16 protein-coding genes and 1 other RNA gene are annotated in these 13984 nt (G+C 73.6%); 11 read left to right on the top strand and 6 right to left on the bottom strand.

Annotated features, from left to right (window positions below; translation table 11 throughout):
- The first annotated feature begins 1 nt into the window (after position 1).
- Complete coding sequence (locus tag HCJ94_RS13530; RefSeq protein WP_168001352.1) at positions 2 to 1207, top strand: bifunctional RNase H/acid phosphatase; 1206 nt, start codon at positions 2 to 4, stop codon at positions 1205 to 1207.
- A gap of 30 nt (positions 1208 to 1237) precedes the next feature.
- On the opposite strand, the gene HCJ94_RS13535 is transcribed toward HCJ94_RS13530, so the two are convergent.
- A complete protein-coding gene (locus tag HCJ94_RS13535; RefSeq protein ID WP_168001353.1) occupies positions 1238 to 2095 on the bottom strand; it encodes an alpha/beta fold hydrolase in 858 nt (285 codons plus the stop codon).
- Between the two features lie 161 nt (positions 2096 to 2256).
- Between HCJ94_RS13535 and HCJ94_RS13540 the strand changes: the two genes are divergently transcribed.
- Positions 2257 to 2499 (top strand): DUF3311 domain-containing protein, encoded by a 243-nt coding sequence (locus HCJ94_RS13540; protein ID WP_168001354.1) that lies wholly within the window; start codon positions 2257 to 2259, stop codon positions 2497 to 2499.
- Complete coding sequence (gene mctP / locus HCJ94_RS13545) at positions 2499 to 4148, top strand: monocarboxylate uptake permease MctP (protein WP_168001355.1); 1650 nt, start codon at positions 2499 to 2501, stop codon at positions 4146 to 4148. Before HCJ94_RS13540 ends, mctP begins: the two co-directional genes overlap by 1 nt.
- Positions 4149 to 4210: 62 nt before the next feature.
- On the opposite strand, the gene HCJ94_RS13550 is transcribed toward mctP, so the two are convergent.
- Complete coding sequence (locus HCJ94_RS13550; protein WP_168001356.1) at positions 4211 to 5038, bottom strand: sulfite exporter TauE/SafE family protein; 828 nt, start codon at positions 5036 to 5038, stop codon at positions 4211 to 4213.
- A 182-nt stretch (positions 5039 to 5220) separates the two neighbouring features.
- Between HCJ94_RS13550 and rnpB the strand changes: the two genes are divergently transcribed.
- Positions 5221 to 5633, top strand: an RNA gene (rnpB, locus tag HCJ94_RS13555) — RNase P RNA component class A.
- 49 nt (positions 5634 to 5682) lie between these two features.
- Here the strand turns inward: rnpB and HCJ94_RS13560 are convergent.
- A complete protein-coding gene (locus HCJ94_RS13560) occupies positions 5683 to 6057 on the bottom strand; it encodes a helix-turn-helix domain-containing protein (RefSeq protein WP_168001357.1) in 375 nt (124 codons plus the stop codon).
- Positions 6058 to 6147: 90 nt separating this feature from the next.
- Here HCJ94_RS13560 and HCJ94_RS13565 point away from each other — a divergent pair, with 90 nt between their 5' ends.
- The 3 genes from HCJ94_RS13565 to HCJ94_RS13575 all read left to right on the top strand — a co-directional run bounded on the left by HCJ94_RS13565 (position 6148) and on the right by HCJ94_RS13575 (position 8488).
- Positions 6148 to 7053, top strand: coding sequence for an MBL fold metallo-hydrolase (locus tag HCJ94_RS13565; RefSeq protein ID WP_168001358.1), 906 nt, complete (start codon positions 6148 to 6150; stop codon positions 7051 to 7053).
- A gap of 60 nt (positions 7054 to 7113) precedes the next feature.
- Positions 7114 to 7494 carry a VOC family protein gene (locus tag HCJ94_RS13570; protein WP_168001359.1) on the top strand — a complete coding sequence of 127 codons (381 nt, stop codon included), beginning with the start codon at positions 7114 to 7116 and terminating at the stop codon, positions 7492 to 7494.
- 127 nt (positions 7495 to 7621) lie between these two features.
- The gene (locus HCJ94_RS13575; RefSeq protein WP_168001360.1) at positions 7622 to 8488 is read left to right on the top strand and encodes an AraC family transcriptional regulator; all 867 of its coding nucleotides are present in this window, start codon (positions 7622 to 7624) and stop codon (positions 8486 to 8488) included.
- A gap of 83 nt (positions 8489 to 8571) precedes the next feature.
- On the opposite strand, the gene HCJ94_RS13580 is transcribed toward HCJ94_RS13575, so the two are convergent.
- Together HCJ94_RS13580 and HCJ94_RS13585 are read right to left on the bottom strand one after the other, a co-directional pair.
- Positions 8572 to 9369 (bottom strand): DUF4111 domain-containing protein, encoded by a 798-nt coding sequence (locus tag HCJ94_RS13580; RefSeq protein WP_309227262.1) that lies wholly within the window; start codon positions 9367 to 9369, stop codon positions 8572 to 8574.
- A complete protein-coding gene (locus HCJ94_RS13585; RefSeq protein WP_168001361.1) occupies positions 9366 to 9851 on the bottom strand; it encodes an NUDIX hydrolase in 486 nt (161 codons plus the stop codon). The genes HCJ94_RS13580 and HCJ94_RS13585 overlap by 4 nt, the downstream gene beginning before the upstream one ends.
- A gap of 285 nt (positions 9852 to 10136) precedes the next feature.
- Between HCJ94_RS13585 and HCJ94_RS13590 the strand changes: the two genes are divergently transcribed.
- The 4 genes from HCJ94_RS13590 (at position 10137) to npdG (ending at position 13662) form a co-directional block, all read left to right on the top strand.
- Positions 10137 to 10340, top strand: coding sequence for a hypothetical protein (locus HCJ94_RS13590; RefSeq protein ID WP_168001362.1), 204 nt, complete (start codon positions 10137 to 10139; stop codon positions 10338 to 10340).
- A 76-nt stretch (positions 10341 to 10416) separates the two neighbouring features.
- On the top strand, positions 10417 to 11211 hold the full coding sequence (locus HCJ94_RS13595; RefSeq protein ID WP_168001363.1) for a histone: 795 nt from the start codon (positions 10417 to 10419) through the stop codon (positions 11209 to 11211).
- Positions 11212 to 11357: 146 nt separating this feature from the next.
- Entirely contained in the window at positions 11358 to 12791 is a 1434-nt protein-coding gene (locus HCJ94_RS13600) for an RNB domain-containing ribonuclease (RefSeq protein ID WP_168001364.1), read from the top strand.
- A gap of 172 nt (positions 12792 to 12963) precedes the next feature.
- The gene (gene npdG / locus HCJ94_RS13605) at positions 12964 to 13662 is read left to right on the top strand and encodes an NADPH-dependent F420 reductase (protein WP_168001365.1); all 699 of its coding nucleotides are present in this window, start codon (positions 12964 to 12966) and stop codon (positions 13660 to 13662) included.
- 40 nt (positions 13663 to 13702) lie between these two features.
- Here npdG and HCJ94_RS13610 read toward each other — a convergent pair whose 3' ends face one another.
- A complete protein-coding gene (locus HCJ94_RS13610) occupies positions 13703 to 13966 on the bottom strand; it encodes a class I SAM-dependent methyltransferase (protein ID WP_168001366.1) in 264 nt (87 codons plus the stop codon).
- Between the last annotated feature and the right edge of the window lie 18 nt (positions 13967 to 13984).

Here is a 13984-nt window from a genome sequence, read left to right on the forward strand (position 1 = left end):
GATGGCGCCGCGCGTGGTCGTCGTCGAGGCCGACGGCGGGTCCCGGGGCAACCCCGGCCCGGCCGGGTACGGTGCGGTCGTCCGCGACCTGGACACCGGCGAGGTGCTGGCCGAACGCTCCGAGGCGATCGGCACCGCGACCAACAACGTCGCCGAGTACCGGGGCCTGATCGCCGGGCTGGAGGCCGCCGCCGAGCTGGGCGCCGGCGAGGTCGAGGTCCGGATGGACTCCAAACTCGTGGTCGAGCAGATGTGCGGTCGCTGGCAGATCAAGCACCCCGGTCTGCGCCCCCTGGCCGCCCAGGCGGCCGGGCTGGTCGGCCGGTTCACCGCCGTCCGGTACAGCTGGATCCCCCGCGAGCGCAACCGGCACGCCGACGCGCTGGCCAACGCGGCGATGGACGCCGCCGCCGGTGCCCCGACGCGACCCGCCCGCGCCCCGGAACCTCCGCGCGAGGTCGCCGCACCCGACTCGCCGGCCCGGGCGGCGGCCCGCGAGGCGGCGGCGCGCGCGGCCACCGCGCGGACCACCGGCACCGACCCGGCGACCGCTCCCGCCTCCTGGGAGCCGCGGCCCAGCTTCACCGCCACCCGCCTGATCCTGGTCCGGCACGGCGAGACCGAGTACACCGAGCAGCGCCGCTACTCCGGCCGCGGCGACGTGCCGCTGTCCGCCCGCGGCCGGGCCCAGGTCAAGGCCACGGCCGCCCGGGTCGCCGCGCTGGCCCCGTCCGTCGCGGCCGTGGTCAGCTCACCCCTCTCCCGGTGTACGCACACCGCCGAGGCCATCGCCGCGGCGCTCGGCGGCCTTCCGGTACGCCTCGACGACGACCTCATCGAGTGCGACTTCGGCGCGTGGGAGGGGCGGACCTTCGCCGAGGTGCGCGAGGGCTGGGCCGGCGAGATGGACGCCTGGCTCGCCTCCACCAAGGTCGCGCCGCCGGACGGCGAGTCGTTCGCCGAGGTCGCCGCGCGCAGCCGCCGTGCGGTCGACGGGTTGCGGCAGGCGTACCGGGGAGAGGCCGTCGTCGTGGTCTCCCACGTCTCGCCGATCAAGCTGATCCTGCGCGACGCGCTCGGAGCCGGCGACACCCTCCTGCACCGGCTGTTCCTCGACGCCGCCGGCATCTCGGTGGTGGACCTGTGGCCGGACGGCGGCGTCGCCGTCCGCTCGGTCAACGACACCGCCCACCTGCCCGCAGACTGAGTCAGCCGGCTCAGTCGGTTCCTGGCGGGCTCAGCCGGCCAGGAACCGCTCCACGGTCGCCGCGAACGCCTCCGGCTCGTCGACGAACGGGAAGTGACTGGACCTGGGCAGGGTCACCAGCTCGGCCTTCGGCAACAGTCCGGCCAGCAGGCCGGCCGCCTCCGGGGTGGGTGCGGCGTCCAGCGCACCGGCCACGACCAGGGTCGGCACCGTCACGTCGGCCAGGGCCGCACTCAGCGCGTCACGGTCGACGTCGATGCCGGCGTAGAAGCCCTGCGCTGACGCGGGCGCCCGGTCGTGCTCCTGTGCGGCGGCGTGGGCCCGGGCCCGCTCGGTCCACTCGCCGTACCAGAACGGGGCGGCGGCCAGCCGCAGCGGGGCGATCTCCGCGTCGTCCGCGCCGCGCTTCAGCGCCTCGCCCCAGGCGTCCATCGCCGCCGTCGCCTCCGCGTACCAGGGCTCGCCGGCGCGGTTGGCGTACGCCTCCGCCATGCCGACCGGGGCGGCCAGCAGCAGGCGCAGGCTCGGCGTGACCAGCACCAGCCGGTCGAGCCGGTGCGCGTACCGGGTGGCGTACAGCTGCGCGACGCTGGCGCCGGCCGAGTGGGCGAGCAGGTCCATCCGGTCCAACCCCAGGTGGGCGCGGAACGCCTCGACGTCCTCGACGATCCGGTCGCAGCGGTAGCTGGACGGGTCCGCCGGTGCCGCCGAGTCGCCGCTGCCCCGGCTGTCGAGCAGCAGCAGCGTCCGGCCGGCGGACAGGCCACCGAGGTCGCCCAGGTAGCGCGACGCCTGGGCCGGGCCACCGGGCAGGCAGACCAGCGGCGGGCCGTCACCGAGGCGCTGGTAGGCGAGGGTCGTGCCGTCGTACGAGGAGAAGGTCGGCATCGGGGCATCGTGCCAGATCCACATGCCCGCCGGTGGCCCGCCGTTCGGCGCACCGGATCGGCCGTTCGGCGCAGCGCGGTTCCTTGATCGAAGGTGACGGCGTTCACACGGCCGTAGCCTCCGGCCGTCACATGTCCAACCACCCCACCGGAGGTGTGCCGATGGCCGCACCCGACCCGGAGACGCGGGCCACCGCGACGACCCGGGCGAAGGACAAGAGCCCGTGGAACTGGCTCCTCTTCGTGCCGATCCTCGTCCCGCTGATCCCCGCGCTCTTCAACGCCGACTCGCCGCGGATCCTCGGCTTCCCGCGCTTCTACTGGCTCCAGCTCGCCTACATCCTGCTCGGCGTCGCGACCACCACGCTGGTCTACCAGATGACGAAGAAGCGGGGTGACCGCTGATGTGGCGCGACCACCTCACCGAGATCATCATTTTCACGGCGCTGTTCCTGCTGGTCAGCGGAATGGGGTTCGTGGCGGCGCGCTGGCGCGCGCCGAAGGACATGGCCCACCTCGACGAGTGGGGGCTGGGCGGCCGCAACTTCGGCGGCTGGATCACCTGGTTCCTGGTCGGCGGTGACCTGTACACCGCGTACACCTTCGTGGCCGTGCCGGCGCTGGTGTTCGGCGCGGGCGCGATGGGTTTCTTCGCGGTGCCGTACACCATCGTGATCTACCCGCTGGTCTTCCTGGTGCTGTGCCGGCTCTGGTCGGTGTCGCACCGGCACGGCTTCGTCACCCCCGCCGACTTCGTCCGCAGCCGGTTCGACTCCCCGGTGCTGGCGCTGGTGGTGGCGATCACGGGCATCGTCGCCACGATGCCGTACATCGCGCTGCAACTGGTCGGCATCGAGGCCGTGCTCAAGACGATGGGTGTCACCGGTGAGAGCACGCTCGCCCGGCACCTGCCGATCATCATCGCGTTCGCGATCCTGGCCGCGTACACCTACCAGTCGGGGCTGCGCGCGCCGGCGCTGATCGCGTTCGTCAAGGACACCCTGATCTACATCGTCATCCTGGTGGCGGTGATCTGGCTGCCGTACAAGCTCGGCGGTTGGGGTTCGATCTTCGACGCGGCGGACGCCAAGTTCCAGGCCTCGCCGAACCCGAACGACGGCATCCTGCTGAACGCGAACAACCAGCTCCAGTACGTCACGCTGGCGTTCGGTTCGGCGCTGGCGCTGTTCCTCTACCCGCACAGCCTCACCGGTGTGCTGGCCAGCCGGAACCGGGACGTCATCAAGCGGAACATGTCCGCGCTGCCCGCGTACAGCCTGCTGCTGGGGCTCATCGCGCTGCTCGGCTTCATGGCCATCTCGGCCGGCGTGAAGCCCCTGCCCGGTGCGACCGAGGGCAGCGTGGACAACAACACGGTCGTGCCCGTCCTGTTCGACCAGCAGTTCCCGGACTGGTTCGCCGGCGTCGCGTACGCGGCGATCGGCATCGGCGCGCTCGTGCCGGCGGCGATCATGTCCATCGCGGCGGCGAACCTGTTCACCCGCAACATCTACAAGGAGTACCTGCGGCGCGACGCCACACCGGCGCAGGAGGCGCAGGTGTCGAAGGTGACCTCGCTGCTGGTTAAGGTCGGTGCGCTGGCCTGCATCGTCTTCCTCGACCCGCAGTTCTCCATCGACCTCCAGCTCATCGGCGGCGTCATCATCCTGCAGACGCTGCCGGCGGTGGCCCTCGGCCTCTACACCCGCTGGTTCCACCGCGGCGCGCTGATCGCCGGCTGGGCGGTCGGCATGGCGCTGGGCATGTGGATGCTCTACCAGGTGTCCAGCCCGACCCGGAAGCACTTCGGCGGCTCCGCGTTCCCGTTGGAGAAGTTCGGGTTCGACACCAAGATGACCATCTACGTCGGGTTCGTGACCGTACTGGTCAACCTGGCGGTCGCGGCGCTGCTGACGCTGGCGCTGCGGGCCGCGAAGGTGCAGGACGGCGGCGACGGCACCACGCCGGACGACTACTTCGCCGACGAGGGCGACCCGCGGGTCACCCCGGGCGAGCGCCGCGACGCCGACGTGGCGCCGGAGCCGGTCGCCTGAGGTGAGAGGAGGGGCCCCTTGTCAACGCCTGGCGTTGTACGAGGGGCCCCTCTTGTCGCCCGTCAGCGCACCGCGCGCCAGAGCAGGTACAGCCCGATGACCGTGCCGAACACGACGATCACGGTCTTGAGCACCACCGACGGCAGCCGGCGGACCAGCCGGGCGCCGGCGTACCCCCCGATCAGCGTGGCCGGCGCGACCAGCGCGACCGCCGCCCAGTTCACCGGCCCGAACAGCGCGAACACCACCAGCGTGGTGAGGCCCACCACCGCGGAGAGCAGGTTCTTGATCGCGCTGACCCGGGCCAGCGTCGCGTCCAGCACCAGCGCCAGCCCCGCGACCAGCATCACTCCGAGCGCCGCGCCGAAGTAGCCGCCGTACACCGCGCCGACCCCGACCATGGCCTGGACCGAGACGGTACGGCGGCGCGGCGACAGGTCGCGCGGGTGCCCGACCAGCCGGCGCAGCGGGTCCTGGAAGGCCAGCACCGCCGTGGCGCCGAGCACCAGGAAGGGGACGACCAGCTCGAACGCCCGCGCCGGCGTGGCCAGCAGCAGCGCCGCCCCGGCGACCGTGCCGAGGACCGTGGTGGGCGCCAGGGTGGCCAGCGCCCGCCCGCGCGGCAGGTCCTGGCGGCTGCCGGCGACGCTCGCCACGTACCCCGGGAAGACCGCGACCGAGTTGCTCACGTTCGCCGGGACCGGCGGCAGCCCGACCGCGATCATCGCCGGGAAGGTGATGAGGGAACCGCCGCCGGCCACGGCGTTCACCGTGCCCGCGGCGAGACCGGCGGCGACGAGCAGGGCGGCGTCGGCAATTTCCATGATCCCGCAGGCTAGTACGCGTGCCGCGTCGCCGCCGGTCGCGGTCGGCGAGGTCACACGGGCCATGATCCACTCCGTGCCGCCGGCATCGGCCGGTCCGGGGCCCTGCGTCACCGCCATGCCGCCGGCATCGGCCGGTCCGGGGCCGTGCGACACCGCCATGCCGGCGGCATCGAGTCGATCATCCGGGTGTGCTCGGGGCGGAAATGGGGGCGGCCGCCACGTCGTTAGGATGAGTGCGCGACGGACGAGTCGACCGGGCGGTCGCGTCGGCGGGGCTGCAACCCGCCGCCGAGGAACGTCCGGACTCCACAGGGCAGGGTGGTTGCTAACGGCAACCCGGGGTGACCCGCGGGACAGTGCCACAGAAAACAGACCGCCGTCCCCAAACGGGACGGTAAGGGTGAAACGGTGGGGTAAGAGCCCACCAGCACCCCGGGTGACCGGGGTGGCTCGGTAAACCCCACCCGGAGCAAGGCCAAGAAAGGGTCGCCACCGCGAGGTGACGGTCCGCGCAGACGTTCGAGGGCGGCCCGCCCGATGTCTGCGGGTAGGCCGCTGGAGCCTGTCGGTGACGGCAGGCCGAGATGGATGACCGCCGCCGGCGCGACCTCCGGGTACGCGCCGCGCACAGAATCCGGCGTACAGGTCGACTCGTCCGTCGCCCACCAGGTCGCAGCCTCAGATCGAGGCTGCGACCCAGTGGTATTTCAGCTGGCGGCGAAGCTGCTGCACTCGGGGCAGGTCGACACCATCGGGTGTGCGCAGGCGAGTACGTGATCGAGGAAGTCCTGCGCGGCGTGTAGTCGGCGGATCTGGTCGGCGATCCGGTCCCGTCGGTCACGCACCAGCGCGGCGCGGCGCTGACCGTCGCCGCGATACAGGTCTCCGATCTCGGTCAGTGACATGCCGGCCCGCTGGCAGAGCCGGATCAGACGCGCCCGAGTGATGGTCTCGTCGTCGTAGATCCGGTGCCCGTTGGCAAGCCGGGCCGGTTCGAGCGCCCCGACCTCCTCCCAGTGCCGCAGCACATGCGTCGGGACGCTGACCAGCGCCGCCGCGTCTCCGATTCGCCGTGTCGTCACGCAGGCTCCTCACGGATTGACTTCAGGTCGACCTGAACTTCTACGGTGCACCCCATGGCGCGCGACGCGCCAGGGTAGGGGGAGAAGCTCATGATCTACACGATCCGTGAGGCCGCGGTGGCGGCTGGTGCGCTGGCTGCCGTGCCGTATCGCCTGATCCGGCCGCGTCCGATCGACCGGCGCTTCCTCGCCGGGCTGTCCGACGCCGGTATCCCGCGCGGGGATGTCGAGGTCGAGCTGATCGCACTGAACCAGACGGTGCGGTCGGTGCCGACGCCCCTGATCGCCGAGGCCGTCCGGAAACCGCGCCGCGTCGGCAACGCCCTGACCACGTACGTGATCCGGCATCCGGAGGTCACCGTGCTGCTCGACCCGTCGGTCTGTACCGACGTCGGCGACCGGGTGATCGGCGAGCTGCCGTGGACGTTGCGGCCGGCGGTGCTGCCGCGCTACCAGGTGCTGCCGACCACGACGGCGCTGGAACGGGCCGGAATTCCGGCCGACACGATCGACTTCGCGCTACCCACCCATCTGCACTGGGACCACGTCTGCGGACTGCTCGACCTTCCCGGACTTCCGGTCATGGTGCGGGAGCGGGAACGGGACTGGATGATGTGCGGCGACACCGCACCAGCCGGCGGCGTCCGAGCCGCGCTGCAGGGCCGCCGGCTGGACAGCTACGAGTTGGAGGGGCCGCCGGTGCTCACCTTCGAGCGCAGTCACGACCTGCTCGGCGACGGGTCAGTGATCATGGTCGAGCTTGCCGGGCACACGCCGGGGAGCAGCGGTGTCCTGCTGCGTACCGCCAACGGACCGGTGCTGGTCGCCGGTGACGCAGCCTGGCACGGGCTGCAGATCGAACACGTCCGGCAGAAGGCGCCGTACCCGGGGTGGCTCGTCGACGACGATCGCGACGCGGCCTTCCGTACGCTGCACCGGCTGCACGCCGTCCGGAACCAGGTCCGCATCATCCCGACCCACGACCCGAGCGCCTGATCCCTGATCCGAACCTGCAGGGGGGCACGTCCCAGCGCGCCTGCCCGCTAGTCTGCGTCGATGCATCGCAGCCGTGTCTACGCGCTCATCATCGACACCCCATCGGCCGAGGCGGAGGCCGCGAGCGCCTTCTGGGCGGCGGCGCTCGGTGCCACCGCCGCGCCGTACGCCCCGGAGCCGCAGTTCACCGATCTGCACGGTGCCCTGCCGGGTCTGGTCGCCGCCGTGCAGTCCGTCGACGGCGCGCCACGGTTCCACCTGGACATCGAGACCGACGACGTCGAGGCGGAGACCGCCCGGTTGACCGCCCTCGGCGCCACGCAGGTGGCGCGCCGGCAGGAGTGCCGGGTGCTGCGCGCGCCGGGCGGGCACCTGCTCTGCGTGCTGCCGCAGGAGAGCGCCCCGGAGGTCTTCGACGCCGAGGCGAAGACCTGGCCCTGATGCCGGGCCTCGGTGCCGCACCGTTCTCGCGACCGCCCCAGCACCCGACCGGAACGGGCACAGCTTGTCGGGTCGGGGGCGCACCGGCGGCCCTAGCGTGGTCGGCGCAAGGAAGGGAGGGGCCGGGGTGCTGGAACGGCTCAACCAGGTCATGGACCACATCGAGCGCCACCTCGACGAGCCGGTCGACGTGGCCGCGCTGGCGCGGATCGCCGCGACGTCGGAGTACCACCTCCGGCGGCTGTTCTCCGCGCTGGCCGGGATCGGCCTGTCCGAGTACGTCCGCCGCCGGCGGCTGACCGTCGCGGCGGCGGAGGTGGTCGCGGGGGAGCGGTCGCTGCTCGACATCGCGGTCCGGCACGGCTACGGCTCCGCGGAGGCGTTCGCCCGGGCGTTCCAGGCCGTACACGGTGTGGGCCCGGGCGAGGCCCGGCGTACGGGGGCGACGCTGCGCGCCCAGCCCCGGATGTCCTTCCGCCTCACCGTCGAAGGGAGCAGCAGCATGGAGTACCGGATCGTCGAGAAGGACAGCTTCCACCTGGTGGGCCGCCGGGCCCGCGTGCCGCTCGTGCACGAGGGGATGAACCCGGCGATCGTCGAGTTCGTCCGGAGCATCGACCGAGCGACCGTGACCCGGATCGAGGCGCTGTCCGACCAGGAACCACGGGGCATCGTCAACGTCAGCGCCAACGTCGCCGAGGGTCGGGAGGAGGGCACCGAGCTGGACTACTGGCACGGGACGGTCACCGGAGCCGACGTTCCGGAGGACCTGGACGCGATGGCCGTGTCGGCCGGCACGTGGGCGGTGTTCACCACCTCCGGGTCGTTCCCGCAGGGCGTCCAGTACCTGTGGCGGGACGTCTTCACGCAGTGGTTCCCGTCCAACCCGTACCGGAGCCGCCCGGGGCCGGAGATCTCCCGCATCCGGATCTCGGCTGACGGGGCGACGGCGGACGCGGAACTGTGGATCCCGGTGGAGCGGGTCCCGGTCTGACCCCTCGGCACCAACGGGAGGGCTGGCGGCGGCCGACCGGCTCGCCCGGCGGGCGTCGTCCGGGCGGGCCGTCCGGGGTCCGGTCAGGCGGCGGCGATCTCGGTCAGCACCCGGTGCTGGAAGGCGCGTGCCTCCGGCCCGCGCGGTGGCTCGCCACCGCTCCGGGCGGCGACAGCCCGGGCCAACAGGTCCGGGGCGTCGCCCCACGCCGGTTCCTCGCGGAGGACCCCGGCGAGCCGGCGCCCGGCGTCGGCCTTGGACAGCCACTCGCCGTGGCGGAACCGCACCAGCGCGCGGGCCGCGCCCAGCACCGCGTCCTCCGTGTCGGGCGCCGGCCCGTCGCCGGGCGGGAGCGGCCGGGCGAGCCACCACGAGAGCGCGTCGACGAGGAGTCGGCGCAGGTCGGCGGGGGACAGGTCGGCGAAGACCTCCCGGGCCGGCGGGCCGAGCAGCGCGTACCCGTGCTGGTGCAGGATGCTGCGGTCCAGCGCGTACCAGAAGTGGCCGTCCACGGCCGGCCGGTCCGCCGGGTCGTACGTGGCCCGGAACGCCATCCGCGCCCCGGTGTTCAGCTCGACCTCGAAGCCGGGCTCGGCGGTGCCGGACCGGGCGACCTCCCACCGGTAGACCACCAGCTCCAGGCCCCGGGCCGGGCACGGCAGCGCCTCGTGCCGCAGCCGCGCCACCAGGGCCCGCTTCCGTTCCGCGTCGAGGGCGTCCGCGCTGACCAGCGCGACGTCGACGTCGCTGCGACCCGGCTGGTACGCGCCCAGCCCGACCGAGCCGGCCGCGTACGCCCCGACCAGGCGGTCCCCCAGGACGGCACGGCCGGCCGCGACCAGCCCGGTCAGGTAGCGGCGGACGTCCGCGTCCACCCTCACGCCCACGCCACCCCGGGCGGCAGGAAGCCCGCCGCCGGGTCGTCGTCGAGCGCGTACCCGATGACCAGCCGCGCGTGCCGGTCCAGCTCGGGCAGCCGGTCCGGCGGGAACCACCCCACGGCCATCGACTCGTCGTCGTTGACCCGCGCCGTACCGCCCGCCAGCCGGCACCGGAACCCGAGGTTGACGAACTCGCACCGATCCCCGTTCGGATAGGTGTGCGGGTGCGCGAGGACACTGCTCAGCCGTACCGGTTCGACGTCCAGGCCGGTCTCCTCCCGGACCTCCCGGACCACCGCCGTCGCCGGCTGCTCGCCCGGCTCCAGGACGCCGCTCACCACCGACCAGCGCGCGTCGTCGGCGCGCTGCGCGAGCAGCAGTTCCCCGGCGTCGTTGCGGACCACGGCGCTGACGCTCGGCAGCAGCAGGAGGTCGCGGCCCACGTGCGCGCGCAGCCGCCGGATGTACTCGGGTACGCCCATCCGGCGACCTTAACCGGGCCCACCAGGCCAGGAGCCGGCGCACCGTCCCGTACTCCGTCGCCGGCTCCGCATCGGTGCGGGCCGGCCGATCCCCGGGCTCTCCGCGTCGGTACCGGCCGTTCAGCCGATGCCCCCGGTCGGCGGCGGTGGCGTCGCCGCGGTCCCGTGGGTGGCTGTTTTCGCTGTTCATGCCCCCTACGGCCGGAAGCACGTCTACTGTGGAGATCATCGGCGACTTGCGGTGTTCCGGTGGCGGCCGGGTGGATCGCGGTGCACAGTGATCCCATGAGCGACAGCGGAATCGGGGGGCACTACTACTGGTGCACCCGACACCACCGGGTCGAGACCGATGCCGACGTGTGCCCCGCCCGGCACGTCCTCGGGCCGTACGCCTCAGCCGCCGACGCCGAGAACGCGCTCCAGCAGGTGCGGGAGCGCAACGAAGCATGGGACGCCGAGGACGCCCGCTGGGCCGGGGAGGACAGATAGGCGGCGCGGGAGGCCCGCGTCGAGGTACCGCGTGCTCCGCGACGGTGCGGGCACGTCCCCAAGGAGGGAAACCGAGATGGCCGTAGCACAGCAGGCCACCCGCCCGGCCCGTCGTACCGCCGCGAAGAAGACCGCCGCGGCGGAGCGCACCGCGGGGGCGACCCGGACGGCGCGGACGTCCTCGACAGCGGCGAAGAAGGCCCCGGCCACCAAGGCGGCCGGCGGCGCCGGCCGGGCCCCGGCGAAGAAGACCACCGCCGCGAAGCCCACGGCCAAGAAGGCCCCCGCGAAGAAGGCCCCCGCCGCGAAGAAGGCCGGCGTCACGGCGAAGAAGACCGCCGTGGCGGCGAAGAAGACCCCCGCCACGAAGAAGACCACGGCGGCGGCGAAGAAGACCACCACGACCGCGAAGAAGACCACGGCCGCGGCGAAGACCACGGCCGCGAAGAAGACCGCCGCCGCGCGGACCAAGGCGACCACCGCGGCGAAGAAGGCCCCCGCGAAGACGGGGACCGCCGCCCGCAAGGTGACCTCCGGCGCGAAGAAGACCACCGCGACGGCCAAGAAGACCGCGGCGAAGAAGGCTCCGGCGAAGAAGGCTCCGGCGAAGAAGGCCCCCGCCAAGAAGGTCACCTCGACCCGTCCGACCCCCACCGCGCGGACCACCGCGGCGAAGAAGGCGCCGGCCAAGAAGGCCACCGCCACGAAGACGACGACCACGGCGGCGAAGAAGGCCCCGGCGCGGAAGACCACCGCGGCCAAGACCACGGCCCGCAAGACCACGGCCCGCAAGGCACCGGCCCGCTCGGCCGCCGGCCGGACCACCACCACCCGGGGTACGCGGGCGGTCGCCCGCAAGGCGACCGGCTGACCCACGCGCCGGCCCCCTCCGGCGGTACGCCCCGGGTCCCGTCCGGCGAAAGCCCGGCCAGGCGAGCCGGTGTCAGGGCGGTGGCGCGGGCGGTGCCCGGTGCTGCGGGGAAGCGGTTCGGGCCGGGCGCTGTCAGGATGGACGCCGTGGTGATCCGACGCGTCCTCGCGCCCCGCATCGACTTCGGCGCGCTGCGCCGCGAGCTGGACCTCCCGGGCAGTTTCCCCGCTGCCGCGCAGCGCGAGGCGGACGCTGCGGCGGCCGACCCGCCCCGATCGGCGGTTGACCGCACCGACGTCCCGTTCGTCACGATCGACCCCGCCGGCTCGCGGGACCTCGACCAGGCGATGCACCTCGCGCGCCGCGCGGGCGGCGGCTTCCGGGTCACGTACGCGATCGCCGACGTCGCCGCCCACGTCCGCCCCGGCGGGGCGCTGGAGGAGGAGACCTGGCGGCGCGGGCAGACCATCTATCTGCCCGACGGCACCGTGCCGCTGCACCCCGGGACGCTGAGCGAGGGCGCGGCCAGCCTGCTGCCGGACGTCGACCGGGCGGCCGTCGTGTGGACGATCGACCTGGACGGCGACGGCGCGACGATCGCGGTCCACGTGGAGCGGGCACTGGTCCGCAGCCGGGCGCAGCTCGACTACGCCGGCGTGCAGGCGGACGCCGACGCCGGTCGGTTGCCCGAGCCGATCGCCCTGCTGCCCGACATCGGCGCCCTGCTGACCGCGCGTGGCCTGCGCCGGGGTGCCGTCAACCTGCCGCTGCCCGAGCAGGACGTGGAGCCGGACGGCGACGGGTGGCGGCTGGTGCTGCGCGGGCCGGTGCCGCTGGAGGAGCACAACGCCCAGATATCGCTGCTGACCGGGATGGCGGCCGCCGACATCATGCTCGCCGGACGGGTCGGTCTGTTGCGGACGATGCCGGCGCCGAAGCCGGAGGCGGTGGAGCGGCTGCGCGCCGCGGCCGCCCCGCTGGGCGTGCCCTGGCCGGACGGGGTGGGCCCCGGTGAGGTGATCGCCGGGCTGGACCCGACGCAACCCCGGGCGGCGGCGTTCATCGACCAGGCGGCCGAGCTGATGCGCGGCGCCGCGTACACCGCCTTTGACGGCACTCTTCCGGAGCAGCCGGAGCACGGCGGTGTCGCGGCCGCGTACGCCCATGTCACGGCGCCGTTGCGGCGCCTGGCCGACCGGTACGCCACCGAGGTCTGCCTGGCCCTGCACGACGGCCGTGAGGTACCCGACTGGGCGCGGTCGGCGTTGCCGAAGCTGCCCGAGGTGACGGCGGCGACCGACCGCACCGCCTCCGCCGCCACCCGTGGCGCCATCGAACTCGCCGAGGCGGTGCTGCTGGAGCACCGGGTCGGGGAGACCTTCGACGCCGCGGTGCTGGACGTCGACGCGCCCCCGAACGGCCGGTCCCGGCCCGGCCGTCCACCGGGTGGGACGGTGGCCCTGGACGACCCGCCGGTCCGCGCCCGCTGCGTCGGCGAGCTTCCGCTGGGCGAACGGATCCGGGTCCGCCTGGTGACCGCCGACCCCACCACCCGCACGGTGGCCTTCGAGCGTGCCTGACGGCACGCGGTCCAGCGCGGTGCCCGCGTCTTCCCACGTCCGCGGCTGTTGCGGCGTCGGACGGGGGGAGGCCGCACGTATCCCTCGGGGCGGCCTGCGGCGGCGTCGGTAGCGGGGTTTGTCACAGCGCTCGCCGCTGCTGCCGGGCCGGCGGGTTTGCGAGGATGTCGCCATGGCTTACGACGCGAGCAACCTGCCCGACGTGTCCGGGCTCACCGTCGGCATCATCGGCGGCACCGGCGACCAGGGGCGGGGTCTCGCCTACCGGTTCGCGCGGGCCGGCCACACCGTGCTGATCGGATCCCGGTCGGCGGAGCGGGCCGCCCAGTCCGCCGAGGAGATCGCAGGCCTCCCCGGGGTTGCCTCCGGTGCCAACGTCAGCGGAGCCGGCAACGAAGAGGTCGCGCGGCGCAGCGACGTCGTCATCATCGCCGTGCCGTGGGACGGCCACGCCGCCACCGTCGCCGCGCTCGCCGAGCCGCTCGCCGGCAAGATCGTCGTCGACTGCGTCAACCCGCTCGGCTTCGACAAGCAGGGCCCGTACGCCCTGACCGTCGAGGAGGGCAGCGCCGTCCAGCAGGCCGCCGCCCTGCTGCCCGACTCCCGGGTGTGCGCCGCGTTCAACCACGTCAGCGCCCCGCTGCTCGCCGACCCGGAGATCGACCGCATCGAGCTCGACGTGCTCATCTGCACCGAGGAGCGGGAACTGGTTGACATCGTCGGCGCCCTGGCCGCCCGGATTCCGGGGATGCGCGGCATCTACGCGGGTCGTCTGCGCAACGCCCACCAGGTCGAGGCGCTCACCGCGAACCTGATCGCCATCAACAAGCGCTACAAGGCCCACGCCGGCATCCGCGTCACCGACCTCTGACCCGGCAGGGTCGACAGCGAGCCCTACGGCTCGCGGCGACCTACGCCGCCGTGGCCGGCTTGCGCGCGATGACGAAGGCCTGCGGGGTCCGCTCGGTCCCCTCGGCCTCCTTCACCACCCTCACCCACGTCTCGAAGCCCGCGTCCCGCAGCAGGTCGGCCACCGCGTCCGGGCGGTGCCGGTACCAGTCGAGGTGGATCGGCTTGCCGAAGGCCTCGTCGCGGTGGTAGCGCTCGTCGCCGACCTGGAAGGCGAGCATCACCGGGCCGCCCGGTGCGAGAACGCGATGGAACTCGGTGAACACGTCCGGCCAGCGGTCCCA

The sequence above is a fragment of the Micromonospora thermarum genome, from assembly GCF_012034245.1.
Lineage (GTDB): Bacteria > Actinomycetota > Actinomycetes > Mycobacteriales > Micromonosporaceae > Micromonospora > Micromonospora thermarum.

Bases quoted from the DNA above. Each gene is read 5' to 3' on its own strand.
- HCJ94_RS13530 (WP_168001352.1), top strand. From the start codon at position 2: ATGGCGCCGCGCGTGGTCGTCGTCGAGGCCGACGGCGGGTCCCGGGGC.
- HCJ94_RS13535 (WP_168001353.1), bottom strand. From the start codon at position 2,095: ATGCCGACCTTCTCCTCGTACGACGGCACGACCCTCGCCTACCAGCGC.
- HCJ94_RS13540 (WP_168001354.1), top strand. From the start codon at position 2,257: ATGGCCGCACCCGACCCGGAGACGCGGGCCACCGCGACGACCCGGGCG.
- mctP (WP_168001355.1), top strand. From the start codon at position 2,499: ATGTGGCGCGACCACCTCACCGAGATCATCATTTTCACGGCGCTGTTC.
- HCJ94_RS13550 (WP_168001356.1), bottom strand. From the start codon at position 5,038: ATGGCCCGTGTGACCTCGCCGACCGCGACCGGCGGCGACGCGGCACGC.
- HCJ94_RS13565 (WP_168001358.1), top strand. From the start codon at position 6,148: ATGATCTACACGATCCGTGAGGCCGCGGTGGCGGCTGGTGCGCTGGCT.
- HCJ94_RS13570 (WP_168001359.1), top strand. From the start codon at position 7,114: ATGCATCGCAGCCGTGTCTACGCGCTCATCATCGACACCCCATCGGCC.
- HCJ94_RS13585 (WP_168001361.1), bottom strand. From the start codon at position 9,851: ATGGGCGTACCCGAGTACATCCGGCGGCTGCGCGCGCACGTGGGCCGC.
- HCJ94_RS13590 (WP_168001362.1), top strand. From the start codon at position 10,137: ATGAGCGACAGCGGAATCGGGGGGCACTACTACTGGTGCACCCGACAC.
- HCJ94_RS13595 (WP_168001363.1), top strand. From the start codon at position 10,417: ATGGCCGTAGCACAGCAGGCCACCCGCCCGGCCCGTCGTACCGCCGCG.
- npdG (WP_168001365.1), top strand. From the start codon at position 12,964: ATGGCTTACGACGCGAGCAACCTGCCCGACGTGTCCGGGCTCACCGTC.